Annotated in this window: 25 protein-coding genes; 16 read left to right on the top strand and 9 right to left on the bottom strand. The window is 62.1% G+C overall.

All coding sequences use genetic code 11. The features are described 5' to 3' along the window. Nucleotides 1-319: 319 nt before the first annotated feature. The 8 genes from EK373_RS07895 (at nt 320) to EK373_RS07930 (ending at nt 11,744) form a co-directional block, all read left to right on the top strand. Nucleotides 320-3,454: a TonB-dependent receptor gene (locus EK373_RS07895; protein ID WP_198683142.1), complete on the top strand. Its 3,135-nt coding sequence runs from the start codon at nt 320-322 to the stop codon at nt 3,452-3,454. A gap of 104 nt (nt 3,455-3,558) precedes the next feature. Continuing rightward, on the top strand, nt 3,559-5,520 hold the full coding sequence (locus EK373_RS07900; protein WP_129642151.1) for a cadherin repeat domain-containing protein: 1,962 nt from the start codon (nt 3,559-3,561) through the stop codon (nt 5,518-5,520). Between the two features lie 262 nt (nt 5,521-5,782). Then, nucleotides 5,783-7,969, top strand: a complete 2,187-nt coding sequence (locus EK373_RS07905; RefSeq protein WP_129642152.1) for a LysM peptidoglycan-binding domain-containing protein — start codon at nt 5,783-5,785, stop codon at nt 7,967-7,969. Then, nucleotides 7,966-8,349 (top strand): hypothetical protein, encoded by a 384-nt coding sequence (locus EK373_RS07910; RefSeq protein WP_129642153.1) that lies wholly within the window; start codon nt 7,966-7,968, stop codon nt 8,347-8,349. Before EK373_RS07905 ends, EK373_RS07910 begins: the two co-directional genes overlap by 4 nt. A 184-nt stretch (nt 8,350-8,533) precedes the next feature. Then, on the top strand, nt 8,534-9,043 hold the full coding sequence (locus EK373_RS07915) for a L,D-transpeptidase family protein (RefSeq protein ID WP_198683143.1): 510 nt from the start codon (nt 8,534-8,536) through the stop codon (nt 9,041-9,043). Between the two features lie 13 nt (nt 9,044-9,056). Beyond that, nucleotides 9,057-10,481, top strand: coding sequence for a nucleotide 5'-monophosphate nucleosidase PpnN (gene ppnN, locus EK373_RS07920; RefSeq protein WP_129642155.1), 1,425 nt, complete (start codon nt 9,057-9,059; stop codon nt 10,479-10,481). Further along, nucleotides 10,478-11,179, top strand: coding sequence for a DUF6901 family protein (locus tag EK373_RS07925; RefSeq protein ID WP_129642156.1), 702 nt, complete (start codon nt 10,478-10,480; stop codon nt 11,177-11,179). The genes ppnN and EK373_RS07925 overlap by 4 nt, the downstream gene beginning before the upstream one ends. A gap of 295 nt (nt 11,180-11,474) precedes the next feature. Continuing rightward, a complete protein-coding gene (locus EK373_RS07930) occupies nt 11,475-11,744 on the top strand; it encodes a hypothetical protein (protein ID WP_129642157.1) in 270 nt (89 codons plus the stop codon). 12 nt (nt 11,745-11,756) lie between these two features. On the opposite strand, the gene EK373_RS07935 is transcribed toward EK373_RS07930, so the two are convergent. After that, nucleotides 11,757-12,719, bottom strand: coding sequence for a nucleotide-binding protein (locus EK373_RS07935; RefSeq protein ID WP_129642158.1), 963 nt, complete (start codon nt 12,717-12,719; stop codon nt 11,757-11,759). A gap of 221 nt (nt 12,720-12,940) precedes the next feature. Between EK373_RS07935 and EK373_RS07940 the strand changes: the two genes are divergently transcribed. The 3 genes from EK373_RS07940 (at nt 12,941) to EK373_RS07950 (ending at nt 15,869) form a co-directional block, all read left to right on the top strand. Beyond that, a complete protein-coding gene (locus EK373_RS07940) occupies nt 12,941-13,171 on the top strand; it encodes a hypothetical protein (protein ID WP_129642159.1) in 231 nt (76 codons plus the stop codon). Nucleotides 13,172-13,366: 195 nt separating this feature from the next. Further along, nucleotides 13,367-15,322, top strand: coding sequence for a molecular chaperone HtpG (htpG, locus tag EK373_RS07945; RefSeq protein ID WP_232831040.1), 1,956 nt, complete (start codon nt 13,367-13,369; stop codon nt 15,320-15,322). A 46-nt stretch (nt 15,323-15,368) separates the two neighbouring features. Next, entirely contained in the window at nt 15,369-15,869 is a 501-nt protein-coding gene (locus EK373_RS07950) for an FKBP-type peptidyl-prolyl cis-trans isomerase (RefSeq protein ID WP_129642160.1), read from the top strand. Nucleotides 15,870-15,956: 87 nt separating this feature from the next. Here the strand turns inward: EK373_RS07950 and EK373_RS07955 are convergent, their stop codons facing one another. Continuing rightward, nucleotides 15,957-16,604, bottom strand: coding sequence for a YbhB/YbcL family Raf kinase inhibitor-like protein (locus EK373_RS07955; protein WP_129642161.1), 648 nt, complete (start codon nt 16,602-16,604; stop codon nt 15,957-15,959). Between the two features lie 179 nt (nt 16,605-16,783). Here EK373_RS07955 and EK373_RS07960 point away from each other — a divergent pair, with 179 nt between their 5' ends. Together EK373_RS07960 and EK373_RS07965 are read left to right on the top strand one after the other, a co-directional pair. Next, a complete protein-coding gene (locus EK373_RS07960) occupies nt 16,784-17,443 on the top strand; it encodes an alpha/beta hydrolase (RefSeq protein ID WP_129642162.1) in 660 nt (219 codons plus the stop codon). A 27-nt stretch (nt 17,444-17,470) separates the two neighbouring features. Then, nucleotides 17,471-17,923, top strand: a complete 453-nt coding sequence (locus tag EK373_RS07965; RefSeq protein ID WP_129642163.1) for a tellurite resistance TerB family protein — start codon at nt 17,471-17,473, stop codon at nt 17,921-17,923. Between the two features lie 65 nt (nt 17,924-17,988). Here the strand turns inward: EK373_RS07965 and EK373_RS07970 are convergent, their stop codons facing one another. The 5 genes from EK373_RS07970 to EK373_RS07990 all read right to left on the bottom strand — a co-directional run bounded on the left by EK373_RS07970 (nt 17,989) and on the right by EK373_RS07990 (nt 21,447). Then, nucleotides 17,989-18,300: an HU family DNA-binding protein gene (locus EK373_RS07970; protein WP_129642164.1), complete on the bottom strand. Its 312-nt coding sequence runs from the start codon at nt 18,298-18,300 to the stop codon at nt 17,989-17,991. A 348-nt stretch (nt 18,301-18,648) separates the two neighbouring features. Further along, a complete protein-coding gene (locus EK373_RS07975; protein WP_157994274.1) occupies nt 18,649-19,176 on the bottom strand; it encodes a DUF4426 domain-containing protein in 528 nt (175 codons plus the stop codon). A 51-nt stretch (nt 19,177-19,227) separates the two neighbouring features. Further along, nucleotides 19,228-19,761 (bottom strand): YggT family protein, encoded by a 534-nt coding sequence (locus EK373_RS07980; RefSeq protein ID WP_129642166.1) that lies wholly within the window; start codon nt 19,759-19,761, stop codon nt 19,228-19,230. 91 nt (nt 19,762-19,852) lie between these two features. Next, on the bottom strand, nt 19,853-20,671 hold the full coding sequence (gene proC / locus EK373_RS07985) for a pyrroline-5-carboxylate reductase (RefSeq protein WP_129642167.1): 819 nt from the start codon (nt 20,669-20,671) through the stop codon (nt 19,853-19,855). A 71-nt stretch (nt 20,672-20,742) separates the two neighbouring features. Next, nucleotides 20,743-21,447, bottom strand: a complete 705-nt coding sequence (locus tag EK373_RS07990; protein WP_232831041.1) for a YggS family pyridoxal phosphate-dependent enzyme — start codon at nt 21,445-21,447, stop codon at nt 20,743-20,745. Nucleotides 21,448-21,582: 135 nt separating this feature from the next. Between EK373_RS07990 and EK373_RS07995 the strand changes: the two genes are divergently transcribed. Genes EK373_RS07995 through EK373_RS08005 form a run of 3 tightly spaced genes read left to right on the top strand, consistent with a single transcriptional unit; the run spans nt 21,583 to nt 24,961 of the window. Continuing rightward, nucleotides 21,583-22,623, top strand: coding sequence for a type IV pilus twitching motility protein PilT (locus EK373_RS07995; protein ID WP_129642169.1), 1,041 nt, complete (start codon nt 21,583-21,585; stop codon nt 22,621-22,623). A gap of 31 nt (nt 22,624-22,654) precedes the next feature. Continuing rightward, nucleotides 22,655-23,818, top strand: a complete 1,164-nt coding sequence (locus tag EK373_RS08000) for a PilT/PilU family type 4a pilus ATPase (protein WP_129642170.1) — start codon at nt 22,655-22,657, stop codon at nt 23,816-23,818. A gap of 15 nt (nt 23,819-23,833) precedes the next feature. Next, nucleotides 23,834-24,961, top strand: coding sequence for a PilT/PilU family type 4a pilus ATPase (locus EK373_RS08005; RefSeq protein WP_129642171.1), 1,128 nt, complete (start codon nt 23,834-23,836; stop codon nt 24,959-24,961). 181 nt (nt 24,962-25,142) lie between these two features. Here the strand turns inward: EK373_RS08005 and EK373_RS08010 are convergent, their stop codons facing one another. Next, nucleotides 25,143-25,553, bottom strand: a complete 411-nt coding sequence (locus EK373_RS08010; RefSeq protein WP_129642172.1) for a hypothetical protein — start codon at nt 25,551-25,553, stop codon at nt 25,143-25,145. A 16-nt stretch (nt 25,554-25,569) separates the two neighbouring features. Beyond that, nucleotides 25,570-26,559 (bottom strand): aspartate carbamoyltransferase catalytic subunit, encoded by a 990-nt coding sequence (locus EK373_RS08015; RefSeq protein WP_129642173.1) that lies wholly within the window; start codon nt 26,557-26,559, stop codon nt 25,570-25,572. Nucleotides 26,560-26,639: the final 80 nt, after the last annotated feature.

The following is a 26,639-nucleotide window of genomic DNA, read 5'->3' on the forward strand; positions in this document are numbered from 1 at the left end:
TATTTTTAGACGAATTTTCTCGATGGCGTCGGCGCTACAACAGGCCTGGAAGCGGGCCCCGAGAGTTTGTGACGGAGCGCTCGCCAGGAACGGTTGCTTTTGTCGAATTGTGAGCGCTATCATCAAATCGCCTTCGCTGGAAAGCAACAGGGCGGCCCGCTGTGAGCGCGGCTGGCCCAGATAAAAGACCGGAATTTGTCAGGGGGAGAGAACGATGCTTTTGCCTCGGCTCTTTGTTGCCGCCAAAGCCGCGGGCTCCCTCCCTTTGCCATGCAGCGCCGTTCGGCGCACGTCGTAACGTTCGTGATGGGAGGGGATTGTGAGTATTCGCAGATTGGACGCAGGGCGCGCCGCCCGTAGCAGAGCTCTGAGCATTTGTATCGCTGCCGTGCTGGGCCAGGCGCAGTTCGCGCAGGCTCAAGAGGCTGCGACCACGCCGAGCGATGAGAGCGCGCTGGAAGAGGTGGTGGTCACCGGCTACCGCCAGAGTCTGGAAAGTTCGACCTCGGCCAAGCGGGACGCGGTGGGCTTCGTCGACGCCATCTTCGCCGAGGACATCGGCAAGTTTCCCGATACCAACATTGCCGAGTCGTTCAACCGTATTCCCGGTATCACCATCAACCGCGAAACTTCGGGCGAAGGCCTGAATATCGCGATCCGCGGTCTCGGCACGAACTTCACCAAAGTGCTGCTGAATGGCGCACCGGTCGCGGTTGCGTCCACCGGCCGCACCGATGCGGCGAGCACGAACCGCGAAGTCGATCTCGATATGTTTCCAACGGAATTGTTCTCACAGCTGACGGTGAGCAAGACGCCGACGGCCGCCATGCTCGAAGGCGGCGCCGCCGGCACCGTGAACATGCGCAGCGCGCGTCCCTTCGACAACGAAGGCGGGCACATGGCTTACTCGATTCAGGGCATCGACAACAGCAATGCCGACTCGATGGGCAGCCGCGGCTCCATTGTCGCCAGCAATACCTGGGGCAGCTTCGGCGCGCTGATCGGCGTGGCCGGCGTTCACAACAAAGTGAAGACCACCGGCTTCGAAACCATCGGCTGGACCAACCCGAATCTCACCGTACCGGGCACGCGCCGGTCGAACAACACGATCATCTCCGACGCTGAGGCGCAATGCCGGGCTGGATCGGGTTGTAATGGCAGCGGCGGCGGCAACTTCACCATCGCGGAAACCGTGCCGAGCAACGCCGGCAATGGGCTGACGCCGGGCGACGCCATCAATCAGGATTTCCTGCTGGCTCACAATCCGGGCCTGACGCTGCAACAGATCGACAACGCCATCATTCCGCGCCTGGGTCGTCCCGCGGTGATCGAAGGCGATCGCGATCGTTACAACGCCGTGGCCGCGTTCGAATTCCGCCCCAGCGATACCTTCCATGCCTACCTCGACACGATGTACGGCAAGAAGGAGAACGACCTGGAGCGCATCGACATGAACCTGGTCGGGCGCAACGGCGCAATGATCCCGCTCAACATGCAAGTGGACCGCGCCAACTGCGCGCAGGGCTGCGTGGTGACCAGCGCAACGTTCGCGAATGCGCAGGCGTTCCTCGAGTACCGGCCGTTCATCGAAGACACCGAGTTCTACGGCGCCAACCCGGGCTTCGAATGGCAGCTGACCGACAAGCTGAGCTTGAACTGGCAGGCCGATTACACGCACAGCGAATTCCATCGCGAATCGCCGACCTTCCTGGTCAGCACACCGGCCAATTCCGGCATGACGGTCAACTACGTCAACAACGGCGGCATTCCGACCATCGAGAGCTCGCTCGATCTGAACAATCCGGCGAACTTCGGTTGGGCGGGCGGCCGCGTCAACATGCAGGATGAAGAGCGCGAGACCGAGACGAAGGGCACGCGCGCCAGCCTGACGTGGGGCGACAGCGCGTTCAGTGTCAGCGTCGGCGGTGCATACGACGACGTCGAGCGTCGGATTCTCGCGTTCGACAACAGCCAGGCCTGGCAGAACGCGGTGTGCGGCAACAATCCGAACGTTTTCCTGCAGACACCGAATTCTCAGCCGGCTTGCTTGGGAGCGGTTGCGCCGGGCGCAGCACCGGCGGGTTACCCGGCGTATCCGGGCTTGGGCGCGGGTGGCTCCGCGGGCGCCCCGGCGCTGAACTATCAAGGCTCGCTGATTCCGCAGTCGTCGCTGGTGAATTATCTGCGGCCGGGCCCGGGCTTCATCACTGCCGATTGGGATGCTTTCGCGCGTGACTCGCAGTACGCGCAGTTTCACGCGAACTCGCCGCAAGCCAGTTCGTCCAACACCGGCGCCAGTGGCGGTTTGATTCGCGAGCAGTCCACCGGCTTCTACACCGAGGTCAACGGCGACGTCGACGTGGGCGAGCAGCGGCTGCGTTACAACGTGGGCGTGCGCTTCGTTCGCACCGATCAGACCGTCGGTGGTCGCGTCTCGATCGCCGATCCTCGTAACACGCTGCCAGACGGCACCTCGATACCGGACGGTTCGCGCTATCCGAACATCGTGAACTTCGTCGAGACCGAGCGTACGTACGAAAACTGGCTGCCGTCGGCGAATGTCGCTTTCAACGTTACCGACAACGTGGTGCTGCGCGCCGCAGCGTCGCGATCCATGACCCGTGCGAATCCGAACGACATGCTGCCCGGTCTGGGCTTCAGCACGCCGTCGGCGGACGTCGGTACGGTCGGCAATCCCGATCTGAAGCCGTTCCTGTCGGACAACATCGACCTCGGTTTCGAGATCTACACCGGCAAGGAAGGTTACGTCGGCGCGACCGCGTTCCGAAAAGGTATCGACGGATTCACGGTGCTCGGCTCGAAGACCGTTCCGTTCAGCGATCTCTCGCTGTACGGCGTGACTTTCGACAGCCTCACCCCCACGCAACAGCAGGCCATCAATTCTCGCGGCGGACCGAGCGCGGCCACGGTGGTGTTGAATCAACAGGTGAACGCGGACGGTCGCCTCACGGTGAACGGCCTCGAGCTCAACTGGGTGCAGCCGCTCGACTTCCTGCTCGCGGATCTGGGCGTAGAGGGCCTCGGCGTCACGGCGAACTACACGATCGTCGATCAGAAGGGCGATGGCCAGGTGCCGGCGGTGGCGGTCGGCGTCGCGCCGGAAACCTACAACGCAACGATCTACTACGAGAACTTCGGCATCAGCGCGCGTCTGTCGACGACGTTCAGCCAGGGCACGCAAGCGTCGGGTCTGAATCAGAACGGCATCGCTGCCGCGGCGATTTTCAACGATGACTACGAGCAGTGGGACTTCTCGTCCAGCTTCGACTTCGCGACGATGTTCGGTTGGTCCGAGTTCATTCCGCAGCTCACGGTGGACGTGATCAACCTGTTCGATGAGGAACAGCGTCAGTACTTCCAGTTCCCGAACTCTACGTTCACGCAGTATGAGCCCGGCCGCACGGTGATCGTCGGCCTGCGCGGGAAGTTCTGATCAACTAGAGAGACCAGCACGCACGGAGCATCTTCGTTCGCGGCCCGAGGCAATCCTCGGGCCGCGGCGAGTCGAAACAAACACGAACAGCTCGGGGGATCGACATGAATGTTAGTTCCTTCCCCCGCGGCAGCGTCATAGGGACGCTCGCGGGAGCACTGCTTCTTCCGTTGATATCACAGGCGCAGAACTGCGCGTTGCCGGCGATGCCCGATGCGACCGTCACATCGGCGCAGGATCGCGATCGCATGCTGTGCCAGCTCGGCATTTCGTTTCCGGACTTGCCGCCGCGTCTGCAAGATCCGAATCGTCCCACGAACGCGTGGCCATCGAGCCCCGCCAGTCCCGAAGGCAACTGGACCGACGCGCTCGGTCATACGGTCGTGCGCACCAACTTCGGTTTGTGGCACACCTATGACGATTCCGCCGGCGCAGCGGGCGGGGCGATGAGCGGCTTCGGCGACTACGGTCCGTTTTCCTCGCCGCGGTATACCGACATCGATCTGTTAAGCATGAAGGACGGCGGCGAAGTCGCTACCGCCACGGACTGGTGGCAAAAGCGCCGGCCGGAAATCTTCAAGCTGGTGCAAGAGCAACTCTACGGTAAGCCGATCGATCCCGGCATCAAGGTGAATTGGGCGGTGAGCGCCGTGACGACCGGGACGCAAGTGGTCGGCGGCGTCGACTATCCCTATCGAGAGAAAACATTCACCGGTACGGTCGATACATCGCGCTATCCGCAGCTGCGCAATGTGCCGATCGTCAATGCGACCTGTCGCTATCCCGCCGAGGCCGGTAAGAAATATCCCGCCGTCGTCACTTATGGCGAAGGCGTGAATCGTTTCCAATACACCGCGCCGTATGGCATCGGTGTTTGCAATTACCTGCCCACCCAAGTACAGCCGGACAATGGCAACACCGGCAACCTGTCCAGCTATCTCATCGGCCTGGTCACGCAAGGCCAATGGCGCAAGCCGGACGATCCTGGCGCGCTGGTCGCATGGGGCTGGGGAGTCAGCCGGCTGATCGACGCGCTGGATCGCGATGAAGACTTCGATGGCGACAAGATCGCCGTGCAGGGGCACTCGCGCTACGGCAAGGCGACGTTGGTTACGGCCGCCTACGATGAGCGCGTCGTCGTTGCCTGGCCCAGCGACGCGGGTGCGATGGGAACGGCGATGGCGCGTCGACATTGGGGCGAGTCGTTGGAATTCGTGGCCAGCTCCACCGGTGAATATCACTGGGTGAATGGCAACATTCTGAAATACGCCGGCCCGTTGCACGAAGGGCAGCTCATGCCACGCAAGCTCGAGTTGCTCGATGTGGATGCGCACTCGACCACGTCGCTGCTCGCACCGCGCGCCATCTTCGTCACCAACGGTACGGACACGCCGCCCGGCTTCGGCGATGCCTGGGCCGATCCGCGCGGCACATTCCTTTCGGGTCGGCTGGCCTCGCCGGTGTGGAACCTGCTCGGCTGGAAAGGACAGATCGTTCCCGAGGGCACGGTGTTCACTTCGGGGCCCGGCGAATCGATCGGCGGCACGCCGCCATTCAATGTGGCGTTCATCGATGGCACGGTGGGCTGGCGGCGCCAGATCGAAGGTCACATCTCGACGCCGAACTGGCCGACGTTCGCGACCTTCGCTGCCCGATACCTGAACGACAGTCGCCCCGTCATTCGCAACGATCAGAAGTTCCGGCTGGGAGAAGCGCCGCTGAACACGGTCGGCACGGTGGTTGCCGAGGACGCCGACGAGAACGACGTGATTGGCAGCTGGCAGATCAAGGGCGGCACCGGCGCCGGCATCTTCGAGATCGACGCGGTTACCGGCGACATTCGCATCGCGCAGCCCAAGCGCATCGATTTCAGACGCGAGGCCTACCAGCTCACGGTGATGGCCGGCGACGGCAAGCTGCCGAGCCACGAGGCTGAAGTGATCGTCAACATTCCGAGCGAGGTCCAGATCTGTCACAAGGGCCGCAGCCTGCATGTGAACAAGCGCGCGGTGCCGGCCCATCTGGCGCACGGCGACCCGATCGGAGGCGGCTGCCGGAAACGCTGATCGAGAGACGTCGGCGGGGGTGCTGTCGTTTACCCCCGGTGGTGTTACCCGCCGACGACTTTGACGGCAGGAGACGCAACTCTCCTGCCGTTTTTTTTTCTGCACCGCCATCCGCAACCGGCCGGCGAGCCGCGACGAATGGGCACTCGAAATCAGGGAAAGGCTTAGGGCCCCACCTGTCGCAATTTGCGAACTGCACCGCTGTGCAAGCGCCAAGGTTTTACATAGTCTTGCCGCCAAGCTTCCCCGTTGCTCGAGTTTCATGAAGACGACCTCGTATCGCCTCACCCTCCTGTTGTTGCTGACCTCGCTGGCGATCACGCTCGCCATGCCGGTCCGCGCCAGCGCCAGCCAGAGCGCGCACTTCGTGAGGCCGGCCGAACTGGAACCGGACATCGCGTTCTGGCGCCGCATTTACACCGAGGTCACGACCGAAGGCGGTTTGCTGCACGACCCGGAAGACTTGAGCGTCGTTTATGAAGTGCTCGAGTTTCCCTCGGATATTTCGCCGAAAACGCGCACCAAGCGCATCGAGGACGCCAAGAAGAAGTACTCGCGCATCCTGGATCGTCTGGCGAGCGGCGCCGACGATCTGAGCGAGGAAGAGCTGCGCGTTCAGGCGCTGTGGCCGAAGAACACGCGCCGTTCACGTTTCGAACAGGCTGCCGAAGAAGTGCGCTTCCAGCTGGGTCAGGCGGACCGCTTCCGCGAAGGTCTGGTGCGTTCGGGCGCCTGGCGCGAGCACATCGCCGATACGTTCCAGAAAATGGGCTTGCCGCGCGAGCTGGCGTCGCTGCCGCACGTCGAGTCCTCGTTCAACACTTACGCTTATTCCAAGGTCGGCGCCGCCGGCATGTGGCAGTTCATGCGCAGCACGGGCCGCCGCTTCCTGCGCATCGACGCAACGGTTGACGAGCGTCTCGATCCCTACCGTTCTACCGAGGCCGCGGCACGCTTCCTCGAACAGAACTACATCATTCTCGGCAGCTGGCCGCTCGCTCTGACCGCTTATAACCATGGTCCTGGCGGCATGAAGCGCGCTCAGGAGCAACTCGGCACCAGCGACATCACCACCATCGTGCGCAAGTACAACAGCCGTTCGTTCGGCTTTGCTTCGCGCAACTTCTATCTGGCGTTCCTGGCGGCGCTGGAAATCGATCAGAACCCGGAGAAGTACTTTCCGGGCCTGCGTCGCAACGCTGCGGACAGCAGCCTGGTGTTGAAGTTGCCGCAATCGATTCCGGCCAGCCGCATCGCCACCACGCTCGACGTAGATCGCGAAGAGCTGCGCCGTCTGAACCCCGCGTTGCTGAACTCGGTTTGGAAGGGCGCACGCCATGTGCCGCGCGGTTATGAGTTCCGCGTGCCCTCGCACATCGATCTGTCGACGGTAATGGCCAAACTGAATACGAGCGGCGCGACCGAGGCTGTCGAAGTCGCGCTTGCCGAATCCAAGCATCGCGTGGAGCGCGGCGAGACGCTGTCGGCCATTGCGAGCCAGTATGGTGTGAGCCAGCAGCAGTTGGCGGAGCTGAACGATTTGAACCGCCCTTACCGGCTGCGCATTGGTCAGGTATTGGAGCTGCCGGCGAAGGGCACTCGTCCAGCCGCGACGGTCGCGCAGACCCCGAAGGAAACACCGCCGCCCGCGCTGCCCGCCGCCAAGCCAACGCCTCCGACCGGTGTGGTTGGCGCAGAGAGCTATGTGGTCCGTCGTGGCGACACGCTCGGCAAGATTGCGAAGAAGCACGGGCTGACCGAAGACCAGCTGATGGAGCTGAACAACATCCGCAACCGCCAGTTCATCTACGAAGGCCAGGTGCTCGCGTTGGCGGCATCGGCGCGCGCCAAGCCGCCAGTGGAAGCTGAAGTGCCGGTCGCGACGATCGCCGCCGTCAGCGAGCCGCCGGCCGAGGCTGAAGCGGTCGAGCCGGTGTCGGAGCGCGAAGCCGAAGAAATCGGCCCGGCGCTGGTGCCCGGTACGCAGACGGCCGCGTCGGCCGACCCCAGCGATTACGGCGTCAAAGACGACAACATGGTCATCGTGCAGGCGGCCGAGACTCTCGGTCACTACGCCGAGTGGCTGGACGTGCGCGCCAGCCAGCTGCGCCAGCTGAACCGCATCTCGATGGCGACGCCGGTGGTGATCGGTCGCAAGGTGAAGCTGGTGTTCTCCAAGGTCACGCCCGACCAGTTCGAAGCGCGCCGCATGGAGTATCACCGTGCCCTGCAGGAGGCGTTCTTCACGGGCTTCCGCATCCAGGGCACCAGCGAGCACGTGATCAAGCGCGGCGAATCGGTGTGGGTGCTGGCTCAGCAGCGCTACAACATTCCGATCTGGCTGCTGCGCCAGTACAACCCGGACCTCGACCTCGGCTCGTTGCAGCCTGGGGCACGTTTGGTGATTCCGCTGGTCGAAGCCACAGGTGTTTCGGAGCCCTCGGCTTGAAGTCCATCGAACTGAGTCTGCTGGCGATTGCGGCGCTGCTGGTCGGCGGCTGCATGAGTGTGCAGCTGTATGACGGGCCGAAACGAGATCGGGACGAAGTGGCCCGCATCACGGGCGATCCGGTGGTCACCGCCGGTTCGCCGGTCACGGTGATATTGCGGCAGGTCGACGGTCACGACATCGGTGTCACGCAGACCTCGGTCGAAGTTCTGGAAGGCAAGCACACCTTGCTGGTGGACTGCCGGATAGCGGAGACCAAGGGCGGCTCGCGCCATTCGCTGGATGTGGAGGTCTACGGCGGTCGTAAATACCGGTTGCGAGCCGAGACCGGTCCGGCGCTGCGTGAGTGCACCGGTGTGACGCTCGAATCCCAGGACTGAGTGGGATCCAAATCACGGTTTTTCCGCCACGTGCCGCCAAGATACACATGGAGGATGTCCTACAGCCTCAATCCGGCTGTCGGCGAGCCGACATAAGTCTCAGCCACGCTATACTCTGTCAGCGTTGACCATCGCCACTCCTATGCCGCGAAACATTGCCGTCCTAGTCACCGCCGCTTCGTTGATGCTTCTCTCCGCCGCCCCGCTGCGGGCGGAAACGCCATTGCAGTCCTCTGCGCTGGTCTCCTCCAGCGTCGAAGCCGCGCTGCCGCTGGCGGACAAGGTCGTCGTCCGCAAGGGCGAGCGCAAGCTGTACCTGATGAACAACGGCGCCCCGCTCAGGGCTTTCAAGATCGCGCTCGGGCTGCGCCCCGAGGGGCACAAGCAGTTCGAAGGCGACTTCCGCACGCCCGAGGGCGCCTATCGTCTGACGCGACGGAACCCCAACAGCGAATATTTCCTTTCCATCCAGGTCGACTACCCGAACGAGCAGGACGTGAAGCGCGCCCGCAAGCAGGGCCTGCGTCCGGGTGGCGCGATCATGATTCATGGCCAGCCGAACACTCCGAAGAAGTCCCGCGACTACTACGCGAATGTCGACTGGACCGAGGGCTGCATCGCCGTGTCCAATTCGGACATGGTGGAAATCTGGTTGATGACGCCGCCCGACACGCCCATAGAGATCCTGCCGTGAAAGAGAGTTCAAGATGAAGGCGCCGTCCACCGATGGACGCGCCTCGGCCTCGGTGACCGTCACCCAGGCCGAACCCGAAGGAGTGGTCGACGCCAGAGTCTCGCCGCTAGGCAGCCTGGAAAATCTATCGCAGCGTGAAGTGCAGCAGCTGCTCAGCTCGGGGCAGGGCGGCGTTTACGACCTGTTCCGCCGCTGCGCGCTGGCGGTGCTCAGCTCGGGCCTCGAGTCCGACGACGTGCGCGCCATCTTCGATCGCTACAAAGACTTCGAGATCCGGCTCGGCCGCCAGGCCTGGGGCATCAAGCTCGAAGTGAAGAATGCGCCGGCGAGCGCGTTCGTCGACGGATCGATGATCCGAGGCATCAAGGAACATCTGTTCGCCGTCCTGCGCGACATCGTCTATATCCACGACGCGATTCTCGGCAGCCAGCGTTTCGACCTGGGCGATTCGGCCAGCATCACCAACGCGGTCTACCACATCCTGCGCAACGCGCGGATCCTCGACTACAAAGGCCGGCCCGACCTGGTGGTCTGCTGGGGCGGCCATTCGATCAGCTCGGTCGAATACGACTACACCAAGCGGGTCGGCTACGAGCTCGGCCTGCGCGCGCTCAGCGTTTGCACGGGCTGCGGTCCAGGAGCGATGAAGGGCCCGATGAAGGGCGCCACCATCGGCCATTCCAAGCAGCGCATTCGCGAAGGGCGTTATATCGGCATGACCGAGCCCGGCATCATCGCCGCCGAGCCGCCGAATCCCATCGTCAATCAGCTGGTGATCATGCCGGACATCGAGAAGCGTCTCGAAGCGTTCGTCCGCTGCGCGCACGCCATCATCGTGTTCCCGGGCGGCGCCGGCACCGCCGAGGAGATTCTGTATCTGCTCGGCATCCTGCTCGATCCAGCCAATGCCGATCAGCCGCTGCCGGTGATTTTCACCGGGCCACCCTCGGCCGCCGAATATTTCGGTCAGATCGATCGCTTCATCGCGGCGACCTTGGGTGAAGCTGCGCGCAGCCGTTACAAGATCATCATCGGCGACCCGCCGCAGGCGGCGCGCGAAGCGTACAAAGGCATCGAAGCGGTGCGCGAATATCGACGCACCAGGAGCGATGCCTACAACTACAACTGGCTGCTGAAGATCCCCGAGGATTTCCAGCGTCCCTTCGAGCCCACGCACGAGGCCATGGCGCGCCTCGAATTGCGCCGGGATCTGCCTTCGCACTTGATGGCCGCCAATCTGCGCCGCGCGTTCTCCGGCATCGTCGCCGGCAACGTAAAGGAAAACGGCATTCACGCCATCGAAGAGCGCGGCCCCTTCGAACTGCACGGTGACAAGGAAGTGATGACGCTGCTCGATGAGCTGCTGTCGGCGTTCGTGCGGCAAAAACGCATGAAGCTCGCGGGCGAATACAAGCCCTGCTATCGGCTGGTCGCATGAGCAAGGTCGCACTTACCTATCGCTTCACTTTCCCCGATTCTCAGGAACGAGCTTTCGAGCTGGAGCTGGATCGCGATACGGCGGAGCTCAGCCCGCCGAACGTGCCGCAGCCACCGGCATGGACCGCGCTCGGCTTCAATCAGTGCACGGGCTGTCCGTTCAATGCCGCCGAGACGCCGCACTGTCCCGCGGCCCTGCAGCTGGCTGGCGTGATCGATGGCTTCACCGACATCGTTTCCTACGACAAGGTGAAAGTGACGGTGGAGAGCGAAGAGCGGCAGGTCACTGCGACGTTGGCCGCACAGCAAGCGCTCGCTTCGCTGATGGGCCTGATCATGGCGTCGAGCGGCTGCCCGCGCACCGCGGTGTTCCGCCCGATGGCGCGCTTCCATCTGCCATTCTCGAGCGAATCGGAAACGGCGTATCGAGTTGCGTCGATGTATCTGCTCGCTCAGCACTACGCTGCGCGCGAAGGGGCGTCGGGCGATTTCGTGCTCAACGAACTCGAGCGCGTATATCGCGGCGTGCACTCGGTGAATCGCGGCATGGCGACGCGTCTGCGCGCGGCGAGCCGACAGGATGCGATCGTGAATGCAGTGGTGTTGCTCGATGTGTTCAGCAGTCTCGTGCCTGCTGCGATCCACGACATCCTCGACGAGATCAAACCGGCGTTCGCGGCTTTGCTCGCTGCGAAATAATTATTTATCTGGTCGGATGGTGGCCATCCGAACATTTGTTATCTCTCGTGAGTGTCGGATCTTTTTCCACTTGCGTTTCTGAACACGCGCGCGCATCGATGTGTTTTGCGCGCGACGCTGTGCGATCACTCCAATAATGCATAACGGCCGGTTAAATACAGTGCGCTTTGTGACGTGAGAAGCGCCGCCCTTGCGATGGCTGTCGCACTCTGGAGACGTCACTCGATCGCTGTGATGTAGTTCCTCTTGCGTGTGGTGTGGGCTCCGTAACTTCGCTCGCAACAGGAGATCACATATGACCACCACCGAACCCAAGATCGATGAGATGACCGCCACTGGCCGGCATCGCGCCTGGGCGGGCGAGAACGCGGGTGCGATCGTTCGTGCCGGCGCTGGCGCTCCGCCTCGCGAGCCGCAGCGAGCCAACTGGCTCGATCGTGCGCAGCCCGCGAGCAACTCGCGTCATGCCGCGATCACGCGCTCGCTGCACACCTGGTCCAACTACAAGAGCTGGACCGACAAGGTGAAGAGCAGCTGGGACAAGGATACGAAGAGCGGCAAGTGACCGCGAACTGCTTCAGCCGAAGACGCGGCGAAGCAGTGACGGCAGCAACGACTCGGAGCGCTCGATCTTCGTGTCGCTGGAGCCACGAGGAGTAAGCGCACTGGCCGGACTCGCGAGCGCGTTCACGACCGCATCAGGGCTCAACTGCGGTGTCGAACGTTCCGCAGCAGGCTTGGGGCGAACAGGTGGGGCGGCAAGCGCCTGCGCCAGCACAGGCTTCGCAGGCGGTGCAGGTGGAACGAGAGATTCGAGCGACGTGGTCGCGGTCTTCGGCGCAGTAGTCGGCGCCGAGGTAATCGCCGGTGTACCTGGCTCGATGGGCAGCGGCTTGCGTTGCGCGAGCCAGCCAACCAGCGGCAGCCATTGCTCCAGGTCTTCGCGCACTCCATTCGGCTTCATCTCGAAGATGCCCATGCCGATCTCGGCCGAACGGATATAAGCCTGCGAGTCGCGCAACGTCGCGATCACCGGAATCTGCAGGTTCTCCAGGAACTTCATCAGCGACTTGTAGATGAGCGTCTGCTTTTTCACGCGATTGGCGATCACCGCGATGCGTTGATCGTCACGACGCAGCTTGGCAATCAGCAGCAGATTGGATATGCACTTGGCCGCGGCGTGAATGTCGATGTCCGAGGGCAGCACCGGTACCAGCACGGCAGTGGCATTGCGTGTGATGTCGGGAAGTTTCTGAGGCTCGACGGCTGCAGGCGTATCCACCACCAGGCGCTGTGTATCCAGCGGCAGACGGGTGGCAAAACTGCGGGTCATTCCGGTATTACGCTCGTAAGCGGCAATGCCGCTGATCAGCGGTTGCTCCTGGGTTCGTTTGCTGAGCCAGTGCGTGCTCGAGCCCTGGGCATCCATGTCCATGAGCGTCGGGCGCAGCTTCTCGACCGCGAAATAGCTGGCCAGGTTGGTCGCTATCGTGGTCTTGCCCGAGCCACCTTTGGGATTTAATACGACGATCTTTTGCATGCTCGCCGACGCTGCCGTTCTACCGAAGACGATCGACTGTCAAATCGACTGTCAAATAGAGTCACTTTCTGTCGTGAATCAGCCTACGCAGCGCCCCGCGGCGCCGCAAGCTCAGAGTTGTGACGATCATCACCGGCCGTGCTTGCTGTTGCTGTGAGTCGGCTCACACCGACCCCAACTGGCCGCGGCTAGAGTCGTCGCCGTCAACTTTGAGGACCCCTATGGAATTCCTGCTGCTGTGGTGGGACAACCTTGATGACGCCCTGTGTGCCACCCGGCACCTGGCGCCTAAGATTCTCGGTTTCCTGCTAGCTTTCGCCTTGTTCGCGCTCACTGGATTCGCGTTGCTGCTGGCTCCGCAAGCCACGCTGGCCGCCATCGGCCTGATGCTGTCGGCGTCGCTCTATGATTATTGGCGTCGGCGCCGCGCGGCGCTGGCCAACGAAGACTGACCCGCGCTACGTAACTCCCCGAAAAATATATCGGGGAGAATGCTCGGCCCCCCGTACTTGAATCCTCAGCGGGGGGCCCCATAAGCCCACGCGTCCGAATTATTATGCTGGTCTTCCCGGGACCGGCTTTTCACCGTTCAGCCACGCCATTCCGACCGGCGGCTGGGCGCGACGCGAACTTATGGAGAGCACTCAATGAACGACACGGGCATGCACGAGACCCAGACCCAGACGCTGGGCTTTCAGGCCGAGGTGAAGCAGCTGCTGAAGCTGATGATCCATTCGCTGTACAGCCACAAGGAAATCTTTCTCCGCGAGCTGATCTCCAACGCCTCCGACGCGCTCGACAAGCTGCGCTTCGAGGCGCTCGCCAAGCCCGAGCTGCTGGAAGGTGGCGCTGAGCTGACCATCACCATCGACGCCGACGACAAGGCGCACACCATCACCATCGTCGACAACGGCATCGGCATGAGTCGCCAGGAAGCCATCGAGCACCTCGGCACCATAGCCAAGTCCGGCACCTCCGACTTCCTCGCCAAGCTCACCGGCGATCAGAAGAAGGACGCGCAGCTGATCGGCCAGTTCGGCGTCGGTTTCTATTCGTCGTTCATCGTCGCCGAGAAAGTGGAAGTGTTCTCGCGCCGTGCCGGCCTCGAGGCGGGCGCCGGCGTGCACTGGGTTTCGCAGGCGGACGGCGAATTCACGGTTTCTGACGTCGAGCTGCCGGAGCGCGGCACGCGCATCGTGCTGCACTTGAAGGAAGGCGATCACGAGTTCGCCGATCAATATCGCATTCGTTCCCTGGTGCGGAAGTATTCCGACCACATCGCGTTCCCCGTGCGCATGCCGAAGCCGGCGCCGTACAAGGGCGAGGACGAAGAGAAGAAGGACGACTCCGTCGTTGCCGAAGTCAAAGCTGAGGATGCGAAGCCGGAATTCGAAACGGTCAACGCGGCGCAAGCGCTCTGGGCGCGGCCGCGCACCGAGTTGAAGGACGAGGAATACAAAGAGTTCTATCGCCACGTCACGCACGATTTCACCGATCCGCTCGCGTGGTCGCACGGCAAGGTCGAAGGCAAGAAGGAATACACGAGCCTGCTGTATATCCCGTCGCGCGCGCCCTACGACCTGTGGCATCGCGAAGGCGCTCGCGGTTTGAAGCTGTACGTGCGTCGCGTGTTCATCATGGATGACGCCGAGCAGTTCCTGCCGCTGTATCTGCGCTTCGTCAAAGGCGTGGTCGATTCCGCCGATCTGCCGCTGAACATTTCTCGCGAAATGCTCCAGCACGATCCGGCGATCGAGACCATGAAGACCGGTCTCGCGCGCCGCGTGCTCGACATGCTGGCGAAGATGGCGAAGGACGAGCCCGAAAAGTACGCGACGTTCTGGAAAGAATTCGGCACGGTGATGAAGGAAGGTCCGGCCGAGGATCACGCCAATCGCGAGCGCATCGCCAAGCTGCTGCGCTTCTCCAGCACGCTGGCCGACAAGCCCGAGGCGGACGTGTCGCTCGAGGAATACGTCGGCCGCATGAAGGAAGGCCAGAAGGAGATCTATTACGTCCTCGCCGACAACTTCGGCGCGGCGAAGTCGAGCCCGCATCTGGAAGTGCTGCGCAAGAAGGGCATCGAGGTGCTGCTGTTGTCGGATCGCGTCGATGAATGGTTGGTCGATCACCTGCGCGAGTTCGACGGCAAGCAGCTGAAGAACGTGGCGCGCGGCGAGCTGGATTTCGCGGCCATTCAGTCGGACGAGGAAAAGAAGGCGCAGGAAGAGCTTTCGAAGGGTCACACCGATCTGGTGGAGCGCATGAAGAAGGCGCTCACCGAGCAGGTCAGCGACGTGCGCGTGACCGCTCGCCTGGCCGATTCGCCCGCGTGCCTGGTGCTCGGTCAGTACGACATGGGGGCGCAGATGCGTCGGATCATGGAAGCGGCGGGGCAGAAGGCGCCGGTCAGCAAGCCGACGCTGGAAGTGAACCCGAATCATCCATTGCTGCAACGGATCGAGAAGACCGCCGAGGATGCGGAGTTCAACGACCTGTCGATGCTGTTGTTCGAACAGGCCACGTTGGCCGATGGCGGTCAGCTGCCCGAGCCCGCGGCGTTCGTGCAGCGCTTGAACCGGCTACTGATGAAGACGGCGTAACTCGCGGGCACAATTAGCGCCTGGATCAAGAAACCGGATCAGAAGAATGAAGCGTTCATCGTCATTGATGCTGGCTGGCGTCGCAGCGGCTCTGCTCGCGGCGGCGTGCGGTAACGATGCCCCAAGTACGGCGCGCCGACCGATGGAGAATCCTCCGCCGACGGCGGCGCCCGTCACCGAGCTGCGGAAGATCGATCTCGTCAAAGGAGCCGGCGAGGGTATTTCTTCAGGGCAGCAGGCGGTCGTGCACTACACGGGCTGGCTGTATGACCCGAGCGCGCCCGGGCGTAAGGGCAAGCAGTTCGACAGCTCGCGCGAGAGCGGCCGGCCGTTTCGTTTCGTCATCGGCCAGGGCAAGGTGATCAAAGGTTGGGAGGAGGGTGTGCAGGGCATGCAGCCCGGCGGCCAGCGTCAGCTGATCATTCCTTCCGATCTGGGCTACGGCGCAACGGGCGCAGGCGGCGGACAGATTCCGCCGAATGCGACGCTGTTGTTCGATGTCGAGTTGCTGGCGATCGAAGACCCGCCGCCACCGCCGGCGCCTTGACCACCATCGAACCCTGACCGTCCCCTCCCGTGTACGGGAGGGGACTATTCTTTTATTTTTTCCTGCTGGGGAAAAATTCCCAGCCGCTTATTTATCCAGCGGCTTGGGCTTGTTGAATTTCGGATTGTTCGAGTAAGTGCCGGTCAGCGTCGCCTGCGCAAGGATGTGCGGGCGAATTGCCTGCAACACCTGCGGCCCCGTGAAATCGCCATCCACCGGCGCTTTCGCGCAATCGAGCGCGTACACCGTGAAATTGTAGTGATGCACGATCTCGTCGTTCCAGGGCGGGCACGGGCCGTCGTAACCCTTGTACGTACCTTTCATGTCGGCGTCGGCCGCAAACCAGCCGGTGTAATCGTTCACGCCCTGGCGTGAGCCGGCCGGGCCGCCGAGCTCTTTTTTGCCACCGGCGACGATGCCCTTGGAACTTTCGCCAGCCTTGATTTCGGTAGTCTGCGCCGGGATATCGACCATCACCCAGTGATAGAAATCGGTGCGCGGCAAACTCGCCGGCACGCTGCGCCCTTCCTTGTTCACATCGTCCGGCTGCGTGGGTACGTCCGGATCGACGCAGATCAACGCGAAACTGCGCGTCTGCGCGGGCGCATCGGCCCACTGCAACTGCGGATTGTGATTATCCGTGAGCCGGATGTGCAGCACAGGATCCGGCGCGCCGAACGCGAATTTCTCCGGAATGGGCTGATCGTGCTGGAAACTGGAGGAAGTAAGCTTCATGACAGTCTCGCAAGGTCGGATTCAGAAAGAATTGAAGGACGGCAGTCGATGTTCCGTCAGCCGGTGCGAAACTTCGCCGTTGCTGGGCAGGCTGCCGGAATACAGCGGCCGCACGAACGTGCAGGAGCTGCCTCGGGCTTCGGTGCCGTCTGCCCGGCCATGAATGGTACCCTGGAACAATGACTGCAACCGCCCCGACCGCCTCACAAGCTCTGACCATTCCCGGCCCGGCCGGCACGCTGGAAGCGCTGCTCGATGTACCTCCTGCGATAGCCGCGCCCGAGTCGGTTGCGGTGATCTGTCATCCGCACCCGCAATACGGCGGCACCATGACCAACAAAGTGGTGTATTCGATTGCTAGAGCATTCAACGAAGCCGGTGCGCCGTCGGTGCGATTCAACTATCGCGGCGTAGGTGCGAGCACCGGCAGCTACGGCGAAGGCAATGGTGAAACCGACGACGCAATCGCCGTGCTCGATTGGGCCGCGCAGCGCTGGCCTGGTGCACGCTTGTGGCTCGGCGGATTTTCCTTCGGTGGCGCCGTTGCGATTCGTGCCGCTGCGGCCCGCGACGTGGCGAGATTAGTGACGGTCGCGCCCGCGATTCGCAGAGTCAGAGTCGACGATGGCTCGTTACCGCAATGTCCCTGGCTGATCGTGCAGGGCGATCGGGATGAACTGGTCGACCCGAACGACATCCAACAATGGGCGCAAGCATTGCCGGAGTCGCCCCGCCTGGCGGTGCTGAGCGGCGTGGAACACTTCTTCCACGGCCGCTTGAACGACTTGCGCCAGGTCGTGGTGCAATGGTTGATCGAGCTGGCGCATCTGGGCCGCTGAGCCGCGCGCCGGACTTACGGAGTACGCATGTTACTGGGTCAATTGAAAAAGATTTTTGGCGAAGATGCCGTGCCGCGCGGCGTGCTGGAAGATCGCGAGCCGTTCGAGCTGGCGACGGCGGCGCTGCTGCTGGAGCTGGCTCGCGCTGATTTTTCCGAGAGCGATGCCGAGGTGCAGGCCATCCGTCATCTGTTGCAGAAGCGGTTCGAGCTGAGCGACGAAGCGCTCGATGTGCTCATGGTCAATGCCGCGAAGCGCGCCGACAAAGCGGTGTCGCTGCACGAATTCACGCATCGATTGAATCGGGAATTGCCCGAGGCAGACAAGCTTCAGATCGTGGAAATGCTCTGGCGCGTCAGTCACGCGGACGGCCGGATCGACAAGCACGAGGAGCAGTTGGTGCAGCGAATCGCAGGGTTACTGCACATTTCCGATCGCGACCGGGTGCGCTTGAAGCTGAAAGTGGTCGTCGATCGATAGGAGAGGAGTCGGGAGCGGCGCCGGAGGAATCCGGCGCCGCGAAAAGCATCAGAAGCAGTGAACTCTTAGTTCACCATTTCCTTCAGGCTCTTCAGTGCAGCGATGCGCACCTTCTTGCTGGCGGGCTTCGCCTTGAAGGTCATCTTCTCGCCCGTGAACGGGTTGACGCCTTCGCGAGCCTTGGTGGCAGGCTTCTTCACAACCTTCATCTTCAGCAGGCCCGGCAGGGTGAACAGTCCCGAACCCTTCAGGCTCTTCTTCACTACGCCGCTCAACGACTCAAACACATCGGACACTTGCTTCTTGGCAAGACCGGTGTCTTTGGAAATCTGCGCAAGGATCTCCGACTTGGTCGGCGCAGCATTCTTTTTTGCCATTTGTAGTCTCCTGAGTAAGTGACAAATCGCGCCGTCTTGAAATGGATCGGTCGCGGGCAATCGCAAGACGCGCGGAAAATAGCACAAGATTTGCCGGGAAATAAGCAGCCGACCCGTTTTTTCGCCTATTTTTTCAGGCTCCCGCGCACTCCCTCACAGCGACAGCACGTTCGTTGAGGCCAAATCGTCAGGCGAATGCGACTTTCGGACTACTTCTCTGATCGAAAGCGGCCGAGGCCCTTTCGATGCGCCCGGCAAAAGGCGCGACTTTTGCCGAGGCTGCTCTTCTGATCGAAAGCGGCCGAGGCCCTTTCGATGCGACCGGCAAAAGGCGCGACTTTTGCCGGTCTAATCCGAGACGAATTCACGCTTCAACTTCACGTTGAACGGCGACGATTCGCCCTGCGGTGTGACGTTGATGTCGAACACCAGAATTTCGGTGCCGGCGATCGTGACCTCGCCGATGGAGTAGATCGCTTCGCCTTCGGAAACACGGCGCATCTCGATGTCCTTCAACTGCCCGTTCAAGTTGTAGGCGTCCACCGCCACGCTGGCTTCCACCGGCTTGCGCGGCGCATGCTCGGCTTCTTTGCGCAACACCGTCACGTTGAGCATGACCCGATTGGCGCTGCGCTGGATGCCATAAGCGCGCGCTACCTCGGGAGTCAGCTCGTCGGTGCGAAGCGCGTTGAAATGCACCTCGTAATTTCCGAAGTCCTTGAAGGTTTCGTCCAGCGCCTGCGCCGGCATGGCGCGTTGCTCGGGCTGCTCCGTGCAACCGACCAGAACGGTGGCCGCGAGCAATGCGAGCAGCGGACCGATGGGCGAATTCCGGGAAGTGCGAACGGCGGTGTGCTTGCGTGTGTTATTGAGCACCGATGTTCTCCAAAAGGGCATGGAGAACTGGTTATAGCACCGATCGCTTTGTCAGGTGATCGCGATGTTTAGCGCCTGCAGACCGATGATGACGAACAACGCCGAGAGGTCGAAACCGCCGAGCGGCGGAATCACCCGGCGCACCGGACGCAGCAGCGGCTCGCACAGCGTGTCGATCAGCGCCGCGCCCGGGCTGTTGGTGCCGGGAGCGATCCAGCTCAGGATGACGTACAGGAACAGCGCGAAGATGTAGAAGTTGATGATGGTCCTGATCAGCGTCAGGAGCACGACCGTAATGAACTGCCCGGGCGTGAAAATCCAGGGGTAACTGCCCAGTAACCACATCAGCGCGACCGCCGCCGCCTGCACGATGATCAACGCGACGATGGACGCGGTGTCGACCTTGCCGATCGGCGGCAGCACTTTACGCAGCGGCAGGACCAGAGGATTGGTCATCCGGATCACCGCTTGCGATAGCTGATTGCGGGTCTCCGCGCGGGCCAACGGCAACAACACGCGCAATAAGAAGACCGTGACCAGCAGCACCTGGAGCAAGGTGCCGATGATGAATCTGATGGATTCCATGAGAGCGGTTTGAGCTTAGCAGTTGGGAGTTGGCAAGAAGAATGGCGACGATCTGGTTCCGATTCTGAAACTATCCGGTAACGGCCAACCGCTAATTCCCCAGTTCTTTCGCCAATTGCGCCGAGCGTTGCGCGGCGGCGGCTACGGCCTGCGAAAAGATAGCACGGACGTTGTTCGCTTCCAGGTGCTTGAGCGCCGCTTCGGTGGTTCCGCCCTTGGACGTGACCTGCTGGCGCAAAGTTGCGGGCGAATCGCTTGACTCGTGCGCCATGAATCCGGAGCCATACGCCGTCTCGACCGCGAGCTTGCGCGCCACTTCCGGTGACAGGCCGAGCGACTGCCCGGCCGCTTCCAGCATCTCGATCAGCAGAAAAAAATAGGCCGGGCCGCTGCCGGAAATCGCGGTCACGGTATCCATGTCGGTTTCACGCTCGACCCACAGCGTTGCGCCGACCGCACCGAGGATCTGCTCGGCGAGCGTGCAGTTCTCATCGGTGACCAGATCGTTCGCGTACAGCGCGGTGACGCCGCAGCCTTGCATGGCCGGACGATTCGGCATGCATCGCACGACGGGCACGCCACCAGCCCAACGCTGGATGTCGGTGGCGAGAATGCCGGCGGCTATCGAGATCAGCAGCGGACGGGTGCGCAGAAGCTGCTCCTGCAACGAGCTGATCACATTGCGCAATTCCTGCGGCTTGACGGCGAGCAGCACCACGTCTGCATCGCGCACGGCGTCGGCGTTGTTGCTGACGGTCTGTACGTTGTACTGAGCTTGCAGCGATTGCAGCGTCGGTGCGTACGGATCGGCGACTACGAGCTGTGCGGGATCGGCGCCCTTGGCGATCAAGCCCCCGATCAGGCTGCGCCCCATATTGCCGCCACCGATGAATGCGATGCGTTGTTTCATGAGTCGGATACTTATTTGTCTAGATGAATCCGTGAAATTCTATCCGGACTGTTGTCGCTTAACCGTTGCGTCTACTTGGGAGTTCGCACGCCGAAGATGGCCGTGCCGATTCTGACCCAAGTGGCGCCCGCCGCGACGGCGGCTTCCAGATCGGCCGACATGCCCATCGATAAAGTATCGACGGCGAGGCCCGCATCCAGTAGCTGACGCTGACAAGCGACGAGTTGTTCGAACAGCGCACGCTGTTCATCGAAACTATCGCGCGGCGGCGGAATGCACATCAGCCCGCGCAGCTTGAGCTTGGGCAGCGCCGCCACGCTTTGGGCCAGGGGCAACACTTCTTCGGGCGGTACGCCGCCTTTGCCGGGCTCGGGCGCCAGGCTGACTTGCACACATATATTGAGTGGCGGGGCGTAGTGCGGCCGTTGCTCGTTCAGACGCAGGGCGATGCGCTGCCGATCCAGGGTATGGACCCAATGGAAATGCTCCGCGACCGGGCGGGTCTTGTTGCCCTGGAGCTGGCCGGTGTAGTGCCAGGTGAGCTCCAGGTCCTGCAATTCCTGCAGCTTGGGCAGCGCCTCCTGCAGGTAATTCTCGCCAAAGTCGCGCTGACCCAGGGCTGCCACCGCGCGGATCGCGCTGGCCGGGTGGCCCTTACTGATTGCGACCAGTCCGACGGAATCGCACAGTCTGCCCCACTGCGAGGCCGCTGTGGCAATGCGTTGCCGGGTCTGCGCCCAGTTATTCGCCAGGTTTCCAGATGCACTGTCTGTCACTGTGTCAGCCGAAATCTGCGGACCGGTTAACATATTGAGCCCGATACCGCTCCGTTATACTGCCGCACGCTCATCTTTTGCGTCCGCACCACCCTGACCTGTCCCGGCGGGGTCTGCGGATTGGAAGGAAGATTCATGCCTGTCGATATCGCGCAGCTGTTGGCTTTCGCCGTCAAAAACAACGCCTCGGATTTGCACCTGTCGGCCGGTGTGCCGCCGATGATCCGTGTCGACGGCGACATGAAGCGCGTCAACATGCCGGCGCTCTCTCATAAGGAAGTACACAGCATGGTGTACGACATTATGAATGACAAGCAGCGCAAGGCTTATGAAGAGTTCTACGAGACGGACTTTTCCTTCGAGATTCCGAAGCTGGCGCGCTTCCGCGTCAACGCCTTCAACCAAAGCCGTGGCGCGGCTGCGGTGTTCCGGACCATTCCCTCGCTGATCATGTCGCTCGATGACTTGAATGCGCCGAAGATCTTCAAGGATCTCGCCATGCAGCCGCGCGGCCTGGTGCTGGTGACGGGGCCGACGGGCTCGGGCAAGTCGACGACGCTGGCGGCGATGGTCAACTACGTCAACGACAACAAGCCCGATCACATCATCACGATCGAAGATCCCATCGAGTTCGTGCACGAGAGCAAACGCTCGCTGGTCAATCAGCGCGAAGTGCACCGTGACACTCTCGGCTTCTCCGAAGCGTTGCGCTCGGCGTTGCGTGAAGATCCGGACGTGGTGCTGGTCGGCGAAATGCGCGACCTGGAGACGATCCGCCTGGCGTTGACCGCGGCGGAAACCGGCCACCTGGTGTTCGGCACCTTGCACACCAGTTCTGCCGCCAAGACCATCGACCGTATCGTCGACGTGTTCCCCGCGGCGGAAAAAGAAATGGTGCGAACCATGTTGTCCGAATCGCTGCGCGCAGCGATCTCGCAGTCGTTGCTCAAGCGCATCGGCGGCGGCCGTGTGGCCGCGCACGAGATCATGATCGGCACGCCGGCAATTCGTAACCTGATCCGCGAAGGCAAGATCGCGCAGATGTATTCGGCGATTCAAACCGGCCAGAAAGACGGCATGCAGACGCTCGACCAATGTCTGGCCGAGTTGTTGCAGAAGGGCGTTGTGACCAAGGAAGAAGCACGCTTCCGCGCCCAAAACAAGGATGCGTTCTAAGCGCCCGTGCGCTGAAAGTTGAGGTTGCGAAATGGAACGCGAACAAGCTATCAAGCTGATGCAGGACCTGCTCAAGCGCGTCGTCGACCGCAAGGGCTCGGACCTGTTCATCACCGCGGGCTTCCCGCCCGCCATCAAAGTCGACGGCGAGATCCGCCCGCAGTCCGAGCGCGTGCTCACGCCGGAGCAGGCTGCGGTGCTGGTTCGTTCCATCATGAACGACAAGCAGACGCGCGACTTCGACGCCTCCAAGGAATGTAACTTCGCGATAGCCCCCGCCGGCATCGGCCGCTTCCGTGTCAGCGCGTTCGTGCAGCAGGGCCAGATCGGCTGCGTGGTCCGAACCATCAATGCCAAGATCCCGACACTGGAAGAAATGCAGCTGCCGCTCATCCTGCGCGACGTCGTGATGAGCAAGCGCGGCCTGGTGATTCTGGTCGGCGGCACCGGTTCGGGTAAGTCCACGTCGCTGGCCGCGATGTTGAACTACCGTAACGAAAAGACCCGCGGTCACATCATCACCATCGAAGATCCGGTGGAGTACGTGCACAACCACAAGGGGTGCGTGATTACTCACCGCGAAGTCGGCGTCGACTGCGAGAACTGGCACGTGGCGCTCAAGAACACGCTGCGCCAGGCGCCGGACGTGATCCTCATCGGCGAAATTCGTGACCGCGACACGATGGAATACGGCATTCAGTTCGCCGAAACCGGCCACCTGGTGCTGGCGACGCTGCACGCCAACAGCGCCAACCAGGCGCTGGACCGCATCATCAACTTCTTCCCCGAAGAGCGCCGGGAACAGTTGCTGATGGATCTGTCTTTGAATATTCGAGCGCTGATTTCGCAGCGCCTGATTCCGCGCGAGACCGGCACCGGCCGCATCGCGGCGATGGAGATCATGCTCAACTCGCCGCTGATCGCGGACCTGATCTTCAAGGGCGAAGTTGCGCAGATCAAGGATGTGATGGGCAAGTCGAACCGGCTGGGTATGAAGACCTTCGACCAGTCGCTGTACGACCTGTACGAGAGCGGGATGATCTCCTACGAAGATGCGCTGCGTAATGCGGACTCGAAGAACGAAGTGCGCCTGCGCATCAAGCTCGAGAGCAAGCGCGAAGCGAAGCTTCCCGATGAGGGCGGCGACAGCCTGCGGATCATGGATGAAGAGTCCGAAGGCGTCATTGGTAGATAGTTGGAATTCCAGAACATGGCTGCCGACGGCGAAACGATCAATAGCGAAGCGAGTGCCGAGAACACCGGTGAGGAACGCGCGGTCGTTCTCAACACCAAGCCGTTGTTCAAGTTGATGGTGGACAAGCGCGCCTCCGACTTGTTCTTCACCTCTTACGCGCCCATCAAGATCAAGATCGAAGGCCAGATCTTCCCGGTCAACAAGCAGATGCTGACGCCGGAAGTGGTGCGTCAGGCTGCGTATGGCTTGATGACCCAGGAGCAGATCGACGCGTTCAACGACGAGCTGGAGATCGACTTCGCGATTTCCGAGCCCGGCCTCGGCCGCTTCCGCGTGAACGTGTTCCATCAACGCGGCAATCCCGCGATGGTGCTTCGTTACATCACTGCCGACATGCCGCGCATCGACGATCTCGGCCTGCCGGAGATCCTGAAAGATTTGATGATGATGAAGCGCGGCCTGCTGCTCATGGTCGGCGCGACCGGCTCGGGCAAGTCGACCACGCTCGCGTCGATGATCAATTATCGCAACGAGAGCTCTTCGGACCACATCATCACGATCGAGGATCCGATCGAGTTCCTGCACTCGAACAAGAAGTCGATCATCAACCAGCGCGAAGTTGGTTTGGACACGAAGTCCTACGCACGCGCCCTTCGCAGCGCCATGCGCGCCGCGCCGGACGTGCTGTTGATCGGCGAGATTCGCGATCGCGAGACGATGGAGTCCGCGATCATGCTCGCGGGCACCGGCCACCTGGTGCTGGCGACCTTGCACGCGAACAATGCGGCGGAAACGCTCGACCGCATCATCAACATGTTCCCGCTGGATCAGCACACGCAGATCTTCCTCGACCTCTCGCAGTACCTTCGCGCGATCATCGCGCAGCGCCTGGTGCCGGGTAAGAACAAGCGCCGCGTCGCGGCGGTGGAGTTGCTGATCAACACGCCGCACGTACAGGAGCTGATCAAGAAAGGCGACGTGCTCGGTGCGAAGGAAGCTCTGCGCACCAGCTCGGAGAAGGGCATGCAGCACTTCGATACGGCGCTGTACGAGCTGTACAAGCAGGGCCGGATTTCGATGGAAGATGCGCTGGCCTACGCGGACTCTCGCACCAACCTCGAGGCGAAGATCAACTTCGGTTGAAGGGGATTTGAGAGGCGTTGTGGCTTGCGCGCCGCCGAGGTGGGAGACCTCCTCCCGGCACCGCGACGCACGCCGTCGCATCGCTTCGCTCGCGCTAACGCGCGCAACTTTGCTGTACTTCCCTGTAGCGGCTACTGGAAAAACGTCCCTGTTTGATCCAGTTGCCGGACTGTTGAGGGTGTTACGGAGAGACTGCGTTGACCGGCACGTTCAGCTGGTGGCCAACATCTTCCGCGGATCGCAGCAGCTCTTCGGAGACGACGCTCATACGAGCTTGAGCGCGCAGAGACGGTTCGATGTTCTGCAGCCACTGCTGCGCTAATTCCAGCACCGGCCCGTCATAACAACCCGGCAGCCCGATCTCACTCGACAACCTGCTCGCAATTCCAAACTCTTCGAGCACGGGAACGGCCGCGATCACGCCGGCGGGCATGCCGGGCACAAGAATGGTCGAAGGGCGTGGCTTGAAGGAAAACGTGCTCGCGCTACCGAGCAGCACGAGCAGCGGCGTGCTCGGATCCGCTTCATGCATTTCGTTGGCGGCGCGAACGACCGCCGCCAGTTCCGAGTCCGTACCAATCAGAAGCCGCACGGCTCACTCGCGAACGTCACTGGAAGTGACGGCGCGCCTGCACGTTGCGGGCGATGGTCGCCAGAACGGCCATGCGGATGGCGACGCCGTTGGTCACCTGGCGCTGGATCACCGACTGCGGGCCATCGGCCACGGCGCTGGCGATCTCGACGTCGCGATTCATCGGGCCGGGGTGCATGACGATGGCGTCTTTGTTTGCTTTCGCCAGGCGTTCGGCGGTGATGCCGAACGTGTGGTGATAGGTTGCTTCGTCGGGAATCGACGCCCCGCTCATGCGCTCGCGCTGGATGCGCAGAGTCATGACCACATCCACGCCGCTGATCGCCTTGTCGATATCGGTGAAACGCGTGGCGCCTTTGAATTCATCCTTACCAGGCATCAAATCCTCCGGCGCGGCGATGCGCAGTTCGGCAACGCCGAGCGTCGTGAACGCATGCCAGGCCGAGCGCGCGACGCGCGAGTGGCTGATGTCGCCGGCGATCAAAATCTTGAGTTTGGCGAAGTCACCCTTGGTTTGCCGCACCGTGAGCGCATCGAGCAAGCCCTGCGTCGGATGTGACAAATGCGCCTCGCCCGCATTCAAGATACAAACATGCGGCGCGACGTACTTCGCGACGTACGCCGGCAAACCAGGCTCGGCATCGCGCATCACGAGGATGTCGGCTTGCATGGCCTGCAAGGTGTAGATCGTGTCGAGCACCGTCTCGCCTTTCACGCGAGAGGACGACTGCATGTCCAGGTTCACCACGTCCGCGCCGAGCCGCTGTGCCGCCAGCTCGAACGACACGCGCGTACGAGTGCTGGGCTCGAAGAACAGATTGGCGACGGTGTGCCCCGCCAGCGTTTGATCGCGAGCGGCGAGCTCGCCTGGGGTGCGTGCGTAAAACTGGGCCAGATCGAGCAGGGCGACGATCTCGTCGCGGCTCAGGCCGTCCAGAGTGATCAGGTGTCGCAGCCGCCCTTCGGCGTCGCGCTGCATTTGAGAGCTGTGGTCGGTGGTCGTCATGGCGGGGCGCGATTGTAGTCCAAGCGCGCCACGCTGGGCACAGCGATCGTCGGCCGGGGTGGGCGGCCCCGAGCGGCGAA

Origin of the sequence: Peristeroidobacter agariperforans (assembly GCF_004138335.1) — a bacterium.
Lineage (GTDB): Bacteria > Pseudomonadota > Gammaproteobacteria > Steroidobacterales > Steroidobacteraceae > Steroidobacter > Steroidobacter agariperforans.